A 14,545-nucleotide genomic window follows, 5' to 3' on the forward strand; every position below is an offset into this window, starting at 1 on the left:
ATGGCATCATGGTAGCGGGTGCAGTCGGCAGACGGTGATGTCCTATCAAACGACCCCCGTCACGTTTGTGCTCATAGCCCGGATACCTCCAGCGGGCGTCGAAGCGTTTCGAGCCTACGAGGATGCCGTCCTGCCGCTGTTGCCTGAGTTCAATGGATCTCTGGAGCGTCGTCTTCGCAATCCGGACGGCACCATCGAGATCCACATCGTCAGCTTCACGTCCGAAGCGGACTTTCAAAACTACCGGAATGATGCTCGGCGGGCAGCGCACGCCCGGCTGTTGGAAAAATCATCCGCGAAGCTGGAATTGCTCCCGATGGCGAACGTCTAGCGTCCGACAAGATCCGGCTTGCTGTTGCGTCGCGGCAATCGTACTGAGAGCGCTCGTCGGACCCGAGTTTATCGGGTGGCTCGGCCGGGCGCCCATCCCCCGGAAACCCTCAGCGTAGCGACATCGAAGCTTAACTTTAGGCCGACCGGGCGCCGCCCGTCGCCTCGCTGGTCTTATTGGTTTCAGCAAAATGACGTTCTACCAAACGTTCCGCCGCGAGTGGCTGACAAACGTTTCCACGGACCTGCTCTCCGGTGTTCTCGTCGCGTTGGCGCTCATTCCGGAGGCCATCGGTTTTTCGATTGTCGCGGGCGTCGACCCGAAGGTGGGCCTTTACGCCTCATTCTCGATCGCCTGCGTGACTGCCGTCGTCGGCGGCAGGCCGGCGATGATCTCCGCAGCGACGGCATCGACCGCGGTGCTGATGATCACCCTGGTCCGCGATCACGGCCTTCAGTACCTGTTCGCCGCGACGGTGCTGATGGGACTGATTCAGATCGCCGCAGGGGCCGCGCGGCTTGGTCTGCTCATGAAGTTCGTGTCCCGCTCGGTCATGACCGGATTTGTAAACGCCTTGGCCATTCTCATTTTCCTGGCTCAGTTGCCGCAATTGACGCACGTCCGCTGGGAAACCTACGCCATGGTCAGCGCGGGCTTGGCCATCATCTATCTGTTCCCTTACGTCACCAAACGAGTGCCGTCCGCCCTGGTCAGCATCATCGTACTGACCGCGTTTACGCTGTGGTCCGGGATCAAGCTGCGTACCGTCGGCGACATGGGCGAATTGCCGTCCAGCCTTCCGTTCTTCGCGATCCCCCAAGTCCCCTTCAATCTGGAGACCCTGAGGATCATCCTGCCGTACTCGCTGGCGATGGCTGCGGTCGGGCTGCTGGAATCGCTTCTGACGGCTTCGATCGTCGACGACATGACCGATACCGGCAGCAATAAGAACCGGGAATGCGTAGGCCAGGGCGTCGCCAACTTCGTCACCGGCTTCCTCGGTGCAATGGGCGGATGCGCCATGATCGGGCAATCGGTCATCAACGTCACCGCCGGCGCGCGCACCCGTCTATCAACGTTCTTCGCCGGCGCCTTCCTGCTGTTCCTGATCGTTGTCCTTGGCGAGTGGGTGAAGCAGATCCCGATGGCCGCGCTCGTGGCCGTGATGATCATGGTCTCGATCAGCACGTTCAACTGGTCGTCCCTCCTTAACCTGCGGTCCCATCCCCTAAGTTCGAGCGTTGTGATGTTGGCCACCGTCGTCGTGGTTGTGGCGACCGGCGATCTGTCGATGGGCGTGCTCACGGGCGTCGTACTCAGCGGCGTGTTCTTCGCCGGCAAGGTGGCACGCCTGCTCGGGATCGAAACGGAGCTATCCGAAGACGGACGCGAAATCACTTACTTCGTGACAGGGCAGGTGTTTTTCGCCTCCTCCAACAGTCTCGTCGATGCCTTCGACTATCTCGATGTACCGAGCCGGGTCCGAATCGACGTCAGCGACGCGCATTTCTGGGACATCACTGCCATCGGAGCACTGGATGACATCGTTCTCAAGCTTCGTCGCCACGGCGCCGAAGTCGAAATCATCGGGCTCAACCAGGCCAGCGCCACAATGGTCGAACGCTTCGGTACGCACCATAAGCCAGGTGCGCGGCCGAAAGCAGTCCATTGATGGAAGCATGATGTTGCTCGGCTGGGTCAAGTCGGACTCACCGCATCAAGCTCGCCGGATGGGTTGAGCCCTGGCAAAACCCGTTACCCTGATGCGGAGCAGTGATTCTTGTTAGCTCGATCCGATCGTAAGGCTGAAGCTTGATGGGCTTCGCGTTCGCTCTCCCCGTCCTACGCGCTACATCGGAGACGGCTTAAGTTGCCTGCTGGCCCCAGCTAAAGGCCGGGTAGGCCGGGGGGCGGCTTGTGCGTCCGTGACGCCTGCTCGAACGCGTAGGCCAGACGTAGCAGCTTGTGCTCGCTCCAGGCACGGCCGGCGAAGGTGACGCCGAGCGGATAGTCCGGCGTGTCCTTGTCGTCGGCCCCCGAGACGAAGCCTCCAGGCACCATGACGCTGGGATAACCTGCTTTGGCAGCGATCGGGGCGCCCATAGCGCCGGGGAATAGGACAGCATCAAGCTTGTGCTGGTTCATGTAGGCATCCATGCCGCGCGTCCTGGCGGTGAGCAGATCCATGGCGCGTGCGGATTTGTATTCGCGCTCGCTGAGATCGCCCCTGGTCGCGTTGGCGGCGAGCAACAGGTCCTGGCCGAAACGCAGCGCCTTTTCGGCGTTATCGTCGTTGAAGGCCACGATGTCGGCGATCGTCTTGATGTCGGTCTCGATCGCCCAATCCCTCAGATAGAGATTGACGTCATGCTTCAGCTCGTAGAGGAAGACGATCCGCTGCGCGACCGGATTGCCCTTGTTGGCGCTCAGCGGATTGCGATTGAGCACGGCCATGATCGTGCCTGGTCCGTTCATCCAGCCGGCGGTCGGCATGCTGGCGCGCACAATGACGGCGCCGAGATCCTCCAGCACCATGATCACGTCGGCCATCAGCTTGGTCCCGTCGGGTGGCAACTTGCCGTAGTAGCAATCGTTCAGCGGGTCGGCGGGGTCGCTCGGCACACCGATGCGCGCACCCTTTAACGCATCCCGCGCGAGATCGGCGGTGTAATCGGCCGGCCTGCGCTGCCGCTCCGTCACCGGATCGAGCGGGTCCTTTGCGGCCAGCACGTTCAGCAGCATCGCGGCGTCTCGCACGGTGCGCGTCATCGGCCCCGCTGTGTCCTGGCTGTGCGAGATCGGCACGATGCCGGCTCGGCTGATCAGTCCGACCGTCGGCTTCACGGTGACGAGGCCATTCCGGCTCGCCGGATGCAGCAGGGAGCCGGAGGTCTCGGTGCCAATAGAGGCTGCACACAGACCTGCCGCCACGGCGACCGCCGAACCCGAGCTCGATCCGCCCGGGTCCACGAGCGGGATACCGTGATCGTCGGCGAGCGCCGGTACGTAGGGATTCCTGACCTGACCGCCCAGCGACGAATAGCCCGAGGGCATGTCGATCGCGAGGATGTTGGCGAACTCCGTCAGGTTTGCCTTGCCCAGGATCACCGCGCCGGCGTCCCGCAGCAGCTTGACAATCGTGGCATCGTCCCTCGCGCGCGCCCCCTCCAGCGCCAGCGAGCCGGCTGTCGTCGGCTGCCTGTCGCCGGTCGCGATGTTGTCTTTCACTAGGATCGGTACGCCAGCCAGCGGCCGCTTGGCCGATGGCACGATGCCATCTAACTTGCGGGCGATCATGAGCGCGTCGGGATTGAGCTCGCGCACGGAGTTGAGCATGGGCCCACCACGGTCGTAGGCATCAATGCGCGCCAGATAGGTTTTGGCCAGCGCCGTAGCGGTGGCCCGTCCACTGGTCAAAGCATTGATGATATCGCTCATGGGTGCGTCATGGAGCTTTGGCTCGGCCTGCTCCTCGACGCTTGTGGAAGCTGCGGCAGGCCGAACACCGCGGCGGGTTGGCTCCTTCATGACGTGCCCCGTGGGCGGCCTCCCAAGATTGTGCTACAGACGGTAGCATCAACTCTGGTTGCGCGACAAGCTGATTGCCAATCTGGGACGCAGGCGTCAGTCATTCTCAAGGGCTTCAGCGGAGCGGTTCATGGAATGCAAAATCAGGCCTGCGCTTGACGATGACGCCGCTGCCATCAGCACGGTCATCTTGCGGGCGCTGCGCGAAACCAATCCGAAAGACTATACCGACGAGATCATAGGGAGGGTCGAGCGCAGTTTCAGTCCAGGCGCCGTACGGAAGCTGATCGGGAAACGTACTGTCTTTGTCGCCATCATCGGCAGCCGCCTCGTCGGAACGGCAAGCCTTGACGGAAGCGTCGTCCGCACGGTCTTCGTCGCTCCCGACGTTCAGGCCCAAGGTGTCGGCAAGCTGCTGATGGCCCAGATCGAGCGTACGGCGCGCGAACGGAACATTCCCGCGTTGACCGTTCCTTCCTCGGTCACCGCCGAAACTTTCTACGCACGACTCGGGTTCAATGCCGTACGCGATAGCTACTATGGTGACGAACGCACGATCATCATGGAGCGAGTGCTCGATGACCCGTGCTAAGTCCGGTCCACGCCATCAAGATCGGGACGCAAGACACTTCGCGCGATCGCGCGCCCCGAAATGACAACCGCACCACCTTGATCCTCCCTGCCAAATAGACCACCATCGCGTCTTACCGCTCACGGCAGAATGGGCGAGGAAAACGCGCATGAACGCAACTCCCGGAGTTGGCCTCGTCGAACGTGCCCGCGCACTTGCGCCGCTCATTTCGGGCGAAGCTGACGTGATCGAGCGGACGCGGCGGCTGACCGCTCCCGTCGTCTCGGCACTGATCGAGAACGGGCTCTACCGCGCACTGCTGCCGCAAAGCCTCGGCGGCGCTGAAGCTGCACCGGAAGCCTTCATGCAGATGCTGGAGGAGATCGCGAAGGCGGATGCCTCCACGGCCTGGTGTCTCGGCCAGTGCACGGTCTGCGCCATGATCGCAGCTTCGCTCGATCACGATACCGCGCGGGAGATCTTCAACGCGGGCCCCGGCATCCTCGCCTGGGGCGCGATTGCACATGAGGCGCGGGCGGTCGAGGGCGGCTACCGCGTCACGGCGCGCTGGGACTTTGCCTCGGGCTCGCGGCAGGCGAGCTGGCTGGGGGCGCATGTCCGCATCGTCGGTGCTGACGGGACGCCGCGCAAGAATGCCGATGGCTCGCCGGAGGTGCGGACTATTTTGTTTCCGGTGGCGAGCGCGACGCTTCATGACGTTTGGCAGGCGATCGGGCTCGCCGGGACCGGCACCGACGCGTACGAGGTGAGCGACCTCTTCATCCCCGAGCGTTTCACGGCGTTTCGTGACGTGCCGTCCGCGCTGCGCGAGACCGGCCCGCTCTACAGGATCGGCACCGGCTCGACCTTCAGCCTCGGCTTTGCCGCGGTCTCGCTCGGCGTGGCGCGCGCGACGCTGGATGCGGCAATCGCGCTGGCACGTGGAAAGCATCAGTCGCTGGCCGCACACACCATGCGCGACAACCAGGCGGTCCAGGGCCTGATCGGCCGCACCGAGGGCGATTTGCGCGCCGCGCGCGCCTATCTCTATGCAACGGCGAATGCGATGTGGCGCGATCTCAGCGCGAGCGGCGAGTTCAGCACGGCACATCGCGGCGCCGTCAGGCTGGCTGCGACCTGGACCATCCATCAATCGGCGCGCGTGGTCGACACCGCCTATCACATGGCGGGTGCGACCGCGGTATTCCGCGGCAATCCGTTCGAGCGGCGGTTTCGCGACATGCACGCCATCGCCCAGCAGATCCAGGCGCGCGACACGCATTACGAGGACGTCGGCAAGGCGATCCTTGCCGAAAAACCGATAGTCTCAGGCGAATGAAGCTGCGGCGCTTTGTCTCGCGCTATGACGAATGACCAATGCTCCATGCGCTCACTGCATTGAGTCATGCAAAAGGATGGCAACGAATCCGTTGAAACACGGAGGACGTGCCGGCCTTGTTGTTAAGCAATTTCTGGGACCTTCCGCAAAAGCAAGATTTGGAAATGCCTGGGAATTTTCGATGTTCAAACTCAAGTCGATTGCCGCCCGCCTGATTCTCGCCATCGCGCTCACCGTTGCGGTGGCCTGCGCCATTCTCTCCGGCTTCTCGATCAGCCAGCAGCGGGCGCTGACGCGGCTCGCGCTCGATCAGCAGCTCAAGCTGCAATATGAAAGCGTGATCGCCGCGATCGACTATGAAGGACGTGCCGCGCTGGCAGTCTCCACCGTGATCGCGGCCCTGCCGCCGGTCGGCGATGCCATCGCCAAGGGCGACCGCGACAGTCTCCTCACGCTGCTCGGCGACGCCAACAAGGCGCTGAAGGCGCAGGGCATCCCGCTGATCACCTTCCAGCTTCCGCCGGCGATCTCCTTCGTCCGCGTCCACGCGCCCAAGACTTTCGGCGACGACGTTTCCGCCCGCCGCGCCACCGTGGTCGAGGCGCTCAAGACCGGCCGGCAGATCGTCGGCGTCGAGCCGGGCCGCGAAGCGCTCGGCATCTTCGGCATGACGCCGATCGTGCGCGACGGCAAGAACCTGGCCAATGTCGACGTCGGCGCCGCCTTCGGCAAGGAATTCGTCGACCGCGCCAAAAAGCGCTTCGGCATCGACCTTGCCGTCTACTCCGTCGACGGCAAGAATTTGAACAAGCTGTCGTCCACCTTCGGCGAGAACGCGGTCGCCAAGCCCGACGAATTGAAAGCCGCGATCGACGGCGCGCCGCTGCTGCGCGAAGCCGAGCTCGACGGTCATCCAGTCGCCGTTTACGCCGGGCCGATCAAGAACTACGCCGGCGCGCCGGTCGGCGTCCTTGAAATCATCAAGGACACGACGGAATACGAGGTCGCTTTCGCTGCCGCGGAACGCAATCTGATCCTCGGCACGGTCGCGATCCTCGCTGCCGCCATCGTGCTGGCGTTCCTGCTCGGCCGCGGCCTGTCGCGGCCGCTTGCCGCGATCACCGCGGTCATGAACCGGCTATCGAGCGGCGATACCAGCGTCACCATTCCCGGGAGCGAACGCCGGGACGAGCTTGGCACCATGGCCAAGGCGGTTGACGTGTTCCGCCGCAACATGCTTGAGGCAGAGGCAATGCGCGAGGCGCAGGAGGCCGACAAGGCCCGGGCAGAAATGGAGAAACAGGCGCTGCAGCGCCAGATGGCTGATCGGTTTGAGGCCGACGTCAAGGGCGTGGTGTCGGCCGTCGCAAAGGCGACCGAAGGCATGCAACACGTCGCCGGCGAGATCACCACGAGCGTCAACGGCACCTCGCAGCGTGCTTCCGCCGCGGCGACAGCCTCCGAGGAGGCCTCGGCCAGCGTCAATGCGGTCGCAGCGGCGACCGAGGAGCTGGCCTCATCGGTGAACGAGATCGGTCGCCAGGTCACCCATTCCAGTCAGGTCGCGAGCGGCGCGGTGGTCAAGGCCACCGAAACGACGGCGATGGTCACGAGCCTCGCCGCCGCAGCCGAGCGCATCGGCGACGTGCTGCGGCTGATCAGCGAGATCGCAAGCCAGACCAATCTGCTGGCGCTCAACGCCACGATCGAGGCGGCGCGAGCGGGCGAAGCCGGCCGCGGCTTCGCGGTGGTCGCCGCCGAAGTAAAGGGGCTCGCCAGCCAGACCGCGAAGGCCACCGACGAGATCGCAAGCCAGGTGACCGCGATTCAGGCCGCGACCGGCAATTGCGTCACGGCGATTTCAGGGATCAGCGACACCATCCGCGAGATCAGCGGCATTACCACCACCATCGCCGCTGCAGTCGAAGAGCAGGGCTCGGCGACGCGGGAGATCGCCCGCAGCGTGCAGCAGGCGTCCGCCGGCACCACCGACGTCTCGGCCAATGTCGCCGGCGCAAGCCAGTCCGCCGACCAGTCGCGCGCACTGGCCAGCAATGTCATGGTTGCTTCGGGTGAACTCGGCCAGCACGCCTCCGCGCTTCGGCAGAGCGTCGACACCTTCCTCGCGGGCCTGCGCGGCGCCGCCTAGCTCACAAAGTGTCGTTCTGCACGTTGCTCGCCACCGTCAAGGCGCCGAACAGCAGGGCCATCGCCAGCATCCAGTCGAGCAGAATGGCTTTCAGCCGCCGCGAGAAGCGGGCACAGCGCGGTCCGGGCGTCAGGGTTGGGGCGTCAGAGGCCATGGCAATGTCGCATCCGCTCGTCCGATCCAGCCATAAGACGCCGGCGGACGGCTCAAGGTTCGACCGTATCAGACTGCAGCATCACGCCACCAGCGCGGCGTCGTCGTCCAATCCATCAATGCCGCGCTGCGCGGCCAGCAGGCTGACGATCTCGGCGTTTGGCCGGGCCTTGCTGAACAGAAAACCCTGACCTTCGTCGCAGCCTTCGGCCCGGAGGCAGCTCAGCTCGGCTTCGGTCTCGACACCCTCGGCGGTGATGATGACGCCGAGCCCCTTGCCGAGGCTGACGATGGAGCGGATGATCGCCTGGGCCTCGCGGTTGGCGCCGAGATCGCGCACGAAGGATTGGTCGATCTTGATCTTGTCGAAGGGGAAGCTGCGCAAATAGCTGAGGCTGGAATAGCCGGTGCCGAAATCGTCCATCGAGATGCGCACGCCGAGCGCGCGCAGCGCATGCAGCGTCGCCAGCACCTGGGCGCTCTTCTCCAAAAGCAGCGTCTCGGTGATCTCGAGCTCAAGCCGCCGCGGCGGCAGGCCGGAATGCTTCAGCGCGTCCGTCACCACCGAAAGCAGATTGCCGCTGCGGAACTGCAGCGGCGACAGATTGACGGCGACGCGCACGTCGTCGGGCCAAGTCGCGGCGTCCAGGCACGCCCGGCGCAGCATCAAGCCGCCGAGCGGGTTGATCAGCCCGGTTTCTTCCGCCACCGGAATGAACTCGGCCGGCGAGACCATGCCGCGCTCGGCATGCGGCCAGCGCACCAACGCTTCGAAACCGGTGATGCGGCCGCTCTGGAGGTCGATCAGCGGCTGGTAGTAGGGACGCAGCACGTCGCTCTGGATCGCGTCGCGCAGCTCGACCTCGATCTTGCGCCGGCCCTGCGCTTTGGCGTCGAGCGCGGCCTCGAAGAACGCAAACGTGCCGCGCGCATCCAGCTTGGCGCGCGACAGTGCCATGCCGGCGCTCTTGAGCAGCTTCTCGGAATCATCGCCGTCGCCCGGCGCCATCGCGATGCCGATGGAAGCGCCGATCACCACGGAATGGCCGTCGAGCAGATAGGGATCGGCGATGGCTTCAAGCAGGCGCTTCGCCAGCAACACCGCGTCCTCGGGCCGCGTCAGGCCGCTCTGCACGATCGCGAACTCGTCCGAGTTCAGCCGGGCCAGCGCGTCTTCCTCACGCAAGGTCGAGCGCAGCCGCTTGCCGACGCCGCGCAAGAGCTTGTCGCCGATCGCGTGTCCCAGCGCGTCGTTGACCGCCTTGAAATTGTCGAGCCCCAGCATCAGCAGCGCGACCTTGTCGGTGCTGCGGCGGGTGTGCAGCAGTATCTCGTCGACCTGCTGGCGCAGCAAATTGCGGTTGGGCAGGCCGGTCAGGCCGTCATGCTGCGCCATGAAGGTGAGCCGCGCCTCGGCGCGTTTGCGCTCGGTGATGTCCATCAGCGCGAGCAGCACCGCGGGCCGCTCGGCATAGCTCAGTTCGCGGGAATAGATCGCAAGATCGATCAGCGCGCCGTCGGCCTTGACGTGCTTCCAGGTGCGCCCGGCCTGCTCCTCGCCGGTCGGGTCTGAGGTCCAGGGCGGCTCGCTCTCGAAAGCCTGCAGGGAGCGGATTTTCAGCAGCTCGAACTCGGCGCGGTGGTAGCCGTAATGGGCGACCGCCGCATCGTTGACGCTGAGGATGCGCTCATCGTCCAGCGCGCAGACGATCATGGGGACGGGATTGCCGTCGAACAGCAGGCGGAACGAAGCCTCGCGCTGCTTCAACTCGGTGATATCGACGCGCAGGCCGACGACGCCGCCGTCGTCGGTCAGCCGCTCGTCGATCAGGATGACGCGACCGTCCGCCAGCTTCTGCTCGTGGCGCGCGCCGGGCTGATAGAGTTTTTGCAGCCGCTCGGCGATCCAGTCTTCCTCGTGGCCGGCAGCCTCGGGATAGTCGCCGCGGGCGACACCAATGCGCAGCGTGTCTTCGAGACGCGCGCCTTCTTCGAACAGATCGGCGGTCTTGCTGTAGATCTCGGCGTATTGCTTGTTCCAGAGGACGTAGCGGCCCTCGGCATCGAGAAATACGATGCCCTGCGGCAGGATCTCGATGGCCTGGCGCAGACGCTCATGGGATTTGCGCGCTTCCGCGATCGCGGCTTCCGCCTCGGCGCGGCTGCGCAGAACACTCGTCGCGTTCGGACGGAGGACGAGGCGCGCGCGCAAAACGCGGCTTGCGCGGGTGCAGGCCGAGCCTGCCAAGCACGCTCCCCTTCCGCTTTTTTGGTTTTCGAGACCCCGAACTCAACTTCACTCGTCCCAGTCGCACTCAGCGACCGCAAGGTGTGGAGCAAGTGTCTGAAAAAAAGGTAATCTTGGGTAGTTCGACGGTTGGACGCACGGACTGGCAGCCACAAGAAGTCAGCCGTTATTGCCCGTTTACAAGGCGCGGCAGCGCCGACGGGCGCGCCAAGCGCATCGCATCGTCGCCATTGGAGAACGAGATGGCGCAAAAATTACGCGCTGCCTTGAATTATTTCCGGGATCGCGCGCGATTGCATGCAGAGCGGAGTGAGTATGCGTCCTCCGCACGAATTTTGGCCAATGCATGAGAGGGTTATCGCGCCGTTAAGAACGACCGGCTCCGCGCGGGGAACTGCGACTTTCGGACGATATTTTGGCCGAAGGACTGTTTCTTAACCCCGACGCGGTGTTGGGTTATAAGGTTGCCAGCATGAGTCCCCGCCGCCTCACCCCCCTCCTGCTCGTCATGACGCTCCTGGCCGCCGGCGACGCGCTGGCCCAGGACAAAGGCAGCGTGACCCCGAAACCGCTGCCGCCGCTCACCAATCCCAACGATCCCAGTATCGGCGCCAGGGAGCTGTTCGCGCGAAAGCTGCTGCCGTCGAGGGGACCGGCCCATGTCATCGGCTCCTACGTCAAGGGCTGCATCGGCGGCGCCGAGCAGATGCCGCTCAACGGCGACAATTGGCAGGTGATGCGACTGTCGCGTAACCGCAGCTACGGTCACCCCGCGATGATCGCGCTGATCAAGCGCCTCGCGGCCAGGGTGCACAAGGACGCGGGATGGCCGGGCATTTTGGTCGGCGACATCGGCCAGCCGCGCGGCGGGCCGGCGCTGTCAGGCCATGCCAGTCACCAGATCGGCCTCGACGCCGATATCTGGCTGACGCCGATGCCGGACCGTCGTTTGTCGCGCGAGGAGCGTGAGGAGATGTCGGCGGTGATGATGGTGCGGCAGGACCGGCTCGACATCGATCCAAAAGTGTTCACGCCAGGCCATGTGCTGGTGCTGCGAGACGCGGCGCGGGAGCCGGCGGTGCAGCGCATCTTCGTCAATGCCGCGATCAAGAAGGCGCTGTGCCGTGAGGCCAAGGGCGACCGTTCCTGGCTGTCGAAGATACGGCCGTGGTGGGGCCACGACTATCACTTCCATATCCGCATGCGCTGCCCGGCGGGCGCGGGCGAATGCGAAGGCCAGTCCTCGCAATCCGAGGACGAGGGCTGCAAGCCCTCCGATCTCGCTTACTGGTTCAGCGATCGCGTGCTGCACCCCAAGCCGCCGCCGGAGCCACCGAAGCCGAAACCGCCGATGACGCTGGCGCAGATGCCGGCGGCCTGCAAAGTGGTGCTGCATGCGAGGGACGCGAAGCCTTAGCCGGCTGTCCTCCTCGCCTTGCGGGATCGGAGCTGGATCGGACCAAACGTCGGCTTTGACCTGTTTCGCCAGCCTGTTATGGTCGCACCAGCGATCGCTTGCCGGACCGTAAGTCCGGCGGGCTTGCCGGAACAGCGCTTCCGCCGGTCGCAGCCTGACTCAACCAACGCCGTCTTGCGCGCGCCGCCTCGCGTGCCCTGAGCGTGCGCATGGAGCGCTTTCGATGTCCCGCCCTTCCGCGCTTTTTTCGGTTTTGCTCGTTCTGACCGCGAGCCTTTCGCCTGCCGCCGCCGAGCACAAGACCATCACCGTGTTCGCCGCCGCCTCGATGAAGAACGCGCTCGACGAGGTCGATGCCGCCTACACCGCAAAAACCGGCGTCAAGTTCAGCGTCAGCTATGCCGCCAGCTCGGTGCTCGCCAAGCAGATCGAGCAGGGCGCGCCGGCCGATGTGTTCGTCTCCGCCGATACCGATTGGATGGACTACGCGACAAGCAAGAAGGCCATCAACGAGCCGACCCGGGTCAATCTGCTCGGCAACAGCATCGTGCTGATCGCGCCGAAGGATTCCAAGATCGACAACGTCACCATCGCGCAAGGCTTCGACCTTGCAAAACTCGCCGGCGACGGCAGGATCGCGACCGGTGACGTCAAATCGGTGCCGGTTGGAAAGTATGCCAAGGCGGCGCTGGAGAAGCTCGGGGCGTGGCAGGCCGCCGAGCCGAAATTCGCGATGGCCGAGAGCGTGCGCGCCGCGCTGACGCTGGTGGCCCGCGGCGAGGCTAATCTCGGCATCGTCTATTCCACCGATGCCAAGGTCGAGCCAGGCGTGAAGATCGTCGGCACCTTTCCGGCGGACTCGCACCCCGCGATCATCTATCCGGTTGCTGCGACCACGGTCGCGAAGGGCGAGACCAGTGACTACCTCGCCTTCCTGCGCTCGACCGCTGCCAAGACCATTTTGGAGAAATACGGCTTCAAGTACCTGGTCAGCCCCACGACTTAATATCTCCGACGTGATATCTGCGACTTGATGTCCGAGATTTCTCCCGCCGAATGGACGGCGATCCTGCTCTCGCTCAGGGTCGCGATCGTCGCAACGCTGGTCGCAACGCCGTTCGGCATTGCGCTGGCGTGGCTGCTCGCGCGGCGTGATTTCTGGGGCAAGTCGGTGCTCGATGCGCTGGTGCATCTGCCGCTGGTGCTGCCGCCAGTTGTCACCGGCTATCTGCTCTTGCTGACGTTTGGACGCCGCGGCCTCGTTGGCGGCTTCCTCGCCGATACGCTCGGCATCGTCTTCGCCTTTCGCTGGACCGGCGCTGCGCTCGCCTGCGGCCTGATGTCGTTCCCACTGCTGGTGCGCCCGATACGGCTGTCGATCGAGGCGATCGACAGCCGGCTCGAACAGGCCGCCGAAACGCTCGGCGCGGCACCGTGGAAAGTGTTCTTCACGGTGACGCTGCCGCTGGCGCTGCCCGGCGTCCTCGCCGGCATGGTGCTTGGCTTTGCCAAAGCGATCGGCGAGTTCGGGGCCACCATCACCTTCGTTTCCAACATTCCTGGCGAGACCCAGACGATTTCGTCCGCGATCTATTCGCTGATCCAGACGCCTGACGGCGACGCGGCCGCGGGGCGGCTGGTGATCGTCTCGATCGTGCTCGCGCTCGGCGCGTTAATCGCCGCCGAGTGGTTCGCCCGCCGCGCCACGCAGCGCCTGCACGGGAATTGACCATGCTGCGCGTCGACATCGAAAAGCAGCTCGGCGAGTTCTCGCTGTCCGCGTCCTTCACCAGCGAGGGCCGCGTCATCGGACTGTTCGGCGCCTCCGGCGCGGGTAAGAGCTCGCTGGTCAACATGATCGCAGGGCTGTTGCGTCCGGATCGCGGCACCATCGTGATCGACGGCGAGACCGTCGACGACACCGCGGCCGGCATTCATGTGCCGACCTATCGCCGCCGCATCGGCTATGTGTTCCAGGACGCGCGGCTGTTTCCGCATCTCAATGTGGCGCAAAACCTCGATTACGGCCGGCGCATGAACGGCCTTGCGTCCGACCCGGCCCAGCACACGCGCGTCATCGACCTGCTCGACATCGGTGCGCTGCTTGATCGCCGCCCCGGAAAACTCTCCGGCGGCGAACGCCAGCGCGTCGCGCTCGGCCGCGCGCTGCTGTCGAAGCCGCGCCTGCTGCTGCTCGACGAGCCGCTCGGCGCGCTCGACGAGGGCCGCAAACTCGAGATCCTGCCCTATCTGGTGCGGCTGCGCGACGAGGCCAATGTCCCCATGGTCTATGTCAGCCACGACGTCGCCGAGCTGCGCCAGCTCGCCACGCAGATCGTGATGCTGAAGCAGGGGCGGGTGACGTCGTTTGGTGGGGTAAAGGTGCTGACGTAGCGACGAGGCGGATCGCGTTTCGACGAACCGTCTCGCTCTAACTTACAGCCCGCCACTACCAGCCGCGATCGACGTTGCGCACCTCGCCCGTTCGGGCGTCCACATCGACTTCCATCCAGCGGCCGACACTGTCACGGCCTTCGATCTGCCATTCGTCGCCGGCGAACTCGGTGTGCGAAATGGTCATGACACCAATATCGCTCGCGACGTCGAGCGCGGCCTGCATCGAGATCTGATCGCCGGTGTCATAGGCCACCGCCGGGGCCGCCGATCCGAGACCGATCGCGACGACGGCCGGCAAGATGAGATTTCGCATAGGTTGCTCCTGTCAGATACGTTTACGCGGCTAAGAACGAGCGGCGTCGCGGAGCGTTCCGGACACAGGGATCACGAAGGCGCAAATCTTTGGCGGTTG

General features: G+C 64.6%; 14 protein-coding genes and 1 other annotated feature. Of the genes, 10 read left to right on the plus strand and 4 right to left on the minus strand.

All coding sequences use genetic code 11. The features are described from left to right. The first annotated feature begins 37 nt into the window (after positions 1–37). Together ACVWW3_RS29120 and ACVWW3_RS29125 are read left to right on the plus strand one after the other, a co-directional pair. Entirely contained in the window at positions 38–331 is a 294-nt protein-coding gene (locus ACVWW3_RS29120; RefSeq protein ID WP_247348690.1) for a hypothetical protein, read from the plus strand. A gap of 55 nt (positions 332–386) precedes the next feature. Beyond that, positions 387–440: a sequence feature (sul1 is cis-regulatory element that is thought to sense ions involved in sulfur or methionine metabolism; They are found in Alphaproteobacteria), on the plus strand. An 81-nt stretch (positions 441–521) separates the two neighbouring features. Further along, complete coding sequence (locus ACVWW3_RS29125; RefSeq protein ID WP_456647843.1) at positions 522–2,003, plus strand: SulP family inorganic anion transporter; 1,482 nt, start codon at positions 522–524, stop codon at positions 2,001–2,003. A gap of 215 nt (positions 2,004–2,218) precedes the next feature. Here the strand turns inward: ACVWW3_RS29125 and ACVWW3_RS29130 are convergent, their stop codons facing one another. Further along, complete coding sequence (locus ACVWW3_RS29130; protein WP_346730974.1) at positions 2,219–3,859, minus strand: amidase family protein; 1,641 nt, start codon at positions 3,857–3,859, stop codon at positions 2,219–2,221. A gap of 130 nt (positions 3,860–3,989) precedes the next feature. On the opposite strand from ACVWW3_RS29130, the gene ACVWW3_RS29135 reads away from it, so the two are divergent. The 3 genes from ACVWW3_RS29135 (at position 3,990) to ACVWW3_RS29145 (ending at position 7,918) form a co-directional block, all read left to right on the plus strand. Then, the gene (locus ACVWW3_RS29135; RefSeq protein WP_456647842.1) at positions 3,990–4,451 is read left to right on the plus strand and encodes a GNAT family N-acetyltransferase; all 462 of its coding nucleotides are present in this window, start codon (positions 3,990–3,992) and stop codon (positions 4,449–4,451) included. Positions 4,452–4,599: 148 nt separating this feature from the next. Continuing rightward, on the plus strand, positions 4,600–5,769 hold the full coding sequence (locus tag ACVWW3_RS29140) for an acyl-CoA dehydrogenase family protein (protein WP_456672224.1): 1,170 nt from the start codon (positions 4,600–4,602) through the stop codon (positions 5,767–5,769). A gap of 181 nt (positions 5,770–5,950) precedes the next feature. After that, positions 5,951–7,918, plus strand: coding sequence for a methyl-accepting chemotaxis protein (locus ACVWW3_RS29145; RefSeq protein ID WP_456672225.1), 1,968 nt, complete (start codon positions 5,951–5,953; stop codon positions 7,916–7,918). A gap of 1 nt (position 7,919) precedes the next feature. On the opposite strand, the gene ACVWW3_RS29150 is transcribed toward ACVWW3_RS29145, so the two are convergent. Both ACVWW3_RS29150 and ACVWW3_RS29155 read right to left on the minus strand, forming a co-directional pair. Then, on the minus strand, positions 7,920–8,072 hold the full coding sequence (locus ACVWW3_RS29150) for a hypothetical protein (protein ID WP_456647840.1): 153 nt from the start codon (positions 8,070–8,072) through the stop codon (positions 7,920–7,922). Positions 8,073–8,153: 81 nt separating this feature from the next. Then, the gene (locus ACVWW3_RS29155) at positions 8,154–10,241 is read right to left on the minus strand and encodes a putative bifunctional diguanylate cyclase/phosphodiesterase (RefSeq protein WP_456672430.1); all 2,088 of its coding nucleotides are present in this window, start codon (positions 10,239–10,241) and stop codon (positions 8,154–8,156) included. A gap of 170 nt (positions 10,242–10,411) precedes the next feature. On the opposite strand from ACVWW3_RS29155, the gene ACVWW3_RS29160 reads away from it, so the two are divergent. The 5 genes from ACVWW3_RS29160 (at position 10,412) to modC (ending at position 14,130) form a co-directional block, all read left to right on the plus strand. Then, complete coding sequence (locus ACVWW3_RS29160) at positions 10,412–10,669, plus strand: hypothetical protein (protein WP_247348676.1); 258 nt, start codon at positions 10,412–10,414, stop codon at positions 10,667–10,669. A 122-nt stretch (positions 10,670–10,791) separates the two neighbouring features. Then, positions 10,792–11,736 carry a penicillin-insensitive murein endopeptidase gene (mepA, locus tag ACVWW3_RS29165; RefSeq protein ID WP_456647838.1) on the plus strand — a complete coding sequence of 315 codons (945 nt, stop codon included), beginning with the start codon at positions 10,792–10,794 and terminating at the stop codon, positions 11,734–11,736. Between the two features lie 223 nt (positions 11,737–11,959). After that, positions 11,960–12,742, plus strand: a complete 783-nt coding sequence (gene modA / locus ACVWW3_RS29170; protein WP_456647837.1) for a molybdate ABC transporter substrate-binding protein — start codon at positions 11,960–11,962, stop codon at positions 12,740–12,742. A 27-nt stretch (positions 12,743–12,769) separates the two neighbouring features. Next, complete coding sequence (gene modB, locus ACVWW3_RS29175; RefSeq protein WP_247348670.1) at positions 12,770–13,465, plus strand: molybdate ABC transporter permease subunit; 696 nt, start codon at positions 12,770–12,772, stop codon at positions 13,463–13,465. Positions 13,466–13,467: 2 nt separating this feature from the next. After that, entirely contained in the window at positions 13,468–14,130 is a 663-nt protein-coding gene (modC, locus tag ACVWW3_RS29180) for a molybdenum ABC transporter ATP-binding protein (RefSeq protein WP_247445389.1), read from the plus strand. Between the two features lie 55 nt (positions 14,131–14,185). Here modC and ACVWW3_RS29185 read toward each other — a convergent pair whose 3' ends face one another. Next, positions 14,186–14,446: a hypothetical protein gene (locus ACVWW3_RS29185; protein WP_354104249.1), complete on the minus strand. Its 261-nt coding sequence runs from the start codon at positions 14,444–14,446 to the stop codon at positions 14,186–14,188. Positions 14,447–14,545: the final 99 nt, after the last annotated feature.

Source organism: Bradyrhizobium sp. LM2.9, assembly GCF_054056555.1.

Bases quoted from the DNA above. Each gene is read 5' to 3' on its own strand.
- mepA (WP_456647838.1), top strand. From the start codon at position 10,792: ATGAGTCCCCGCCGCCTCACCCCCCTCCTGCTCGTCATGACGCTCCTG.
- ACVWW3_RS29185 (WP_354104249.1), bottom strand. From the start codon at position 14,446: ATGCGAAATCTCATCTTGCCGGCCGTCGTCGCGATCGGTCTCGGATCG.
- ACVWW3_RS29135 (WP_456647842.1), top strand. From the start codon at position 3,990: ATGGAATGCAAAATCAGGCCTGCGCTTGACGATGACGCCGCTGCCATC.
- ACVWW3_RS29145 (WP_456672225.1), top strand. From the start codon at position 5,951: ATGTTCAAACTCAAGTCGATTGCCGCCCGCCTGATTCTCGCCATCGCG.
- modC (WP_247445389.1), top strand. From the start codon at position 13,468: ATGCTGCGCGTCGACATCGAAAAGCAGCTCGGCGAGTTCTCGCTGTCC.
- ACVWW3_RS29140 (WP_456672224.1), top strand. From the start codon at position 4,600: ATGAACGCAACTCCCGGAGTTGGCCTCGTCGAACGTGCCCGCGCACTT.
- ACVWW3_RS29125 (WP_456647843.1), top strand. From the start codon at position 522: ATGACGTTCTACCAAACGTTCCGCCGCGAGTGGCTGACAAACGTTTCC.
- modA (WP_456647837.1), top strand. From the start codon at position 11,960: ATGTCCCGCCCTTCCGCGCTTTTTTCGGTTTTGCTCGTTCTGACCGCG.
- ACVWW3_RS29120 (WP_247348690.1), top strand. From the start codon at position 38: ATGTCCTATCAAACGACCCCCGTCACGTTTGTGCTCATAGCCCGGATA.
- modB (WP_247348670.1), top strand. From the start codon at position 12,770: ATGTCCGAGATTTCTCCCGCCGAATGGACGGCGATCCTGCTCTCGCTC.
- ACVWW3_RS29130 (WP_346730974.1), bottom strand. From the start codon at position 3,859: ATGAAGGAGCCAACCCGCCGCGGTGTTCGGCCTGCCGCAGCTTCCACA.
- ACVWW3_RS29150 (WP_456647840.1), bottom strand. From the start codon at position 8,072: ATGGCCTCTGACGCCCCAACCCTGACGCCCGGACCGCGCTGTGCCCGC.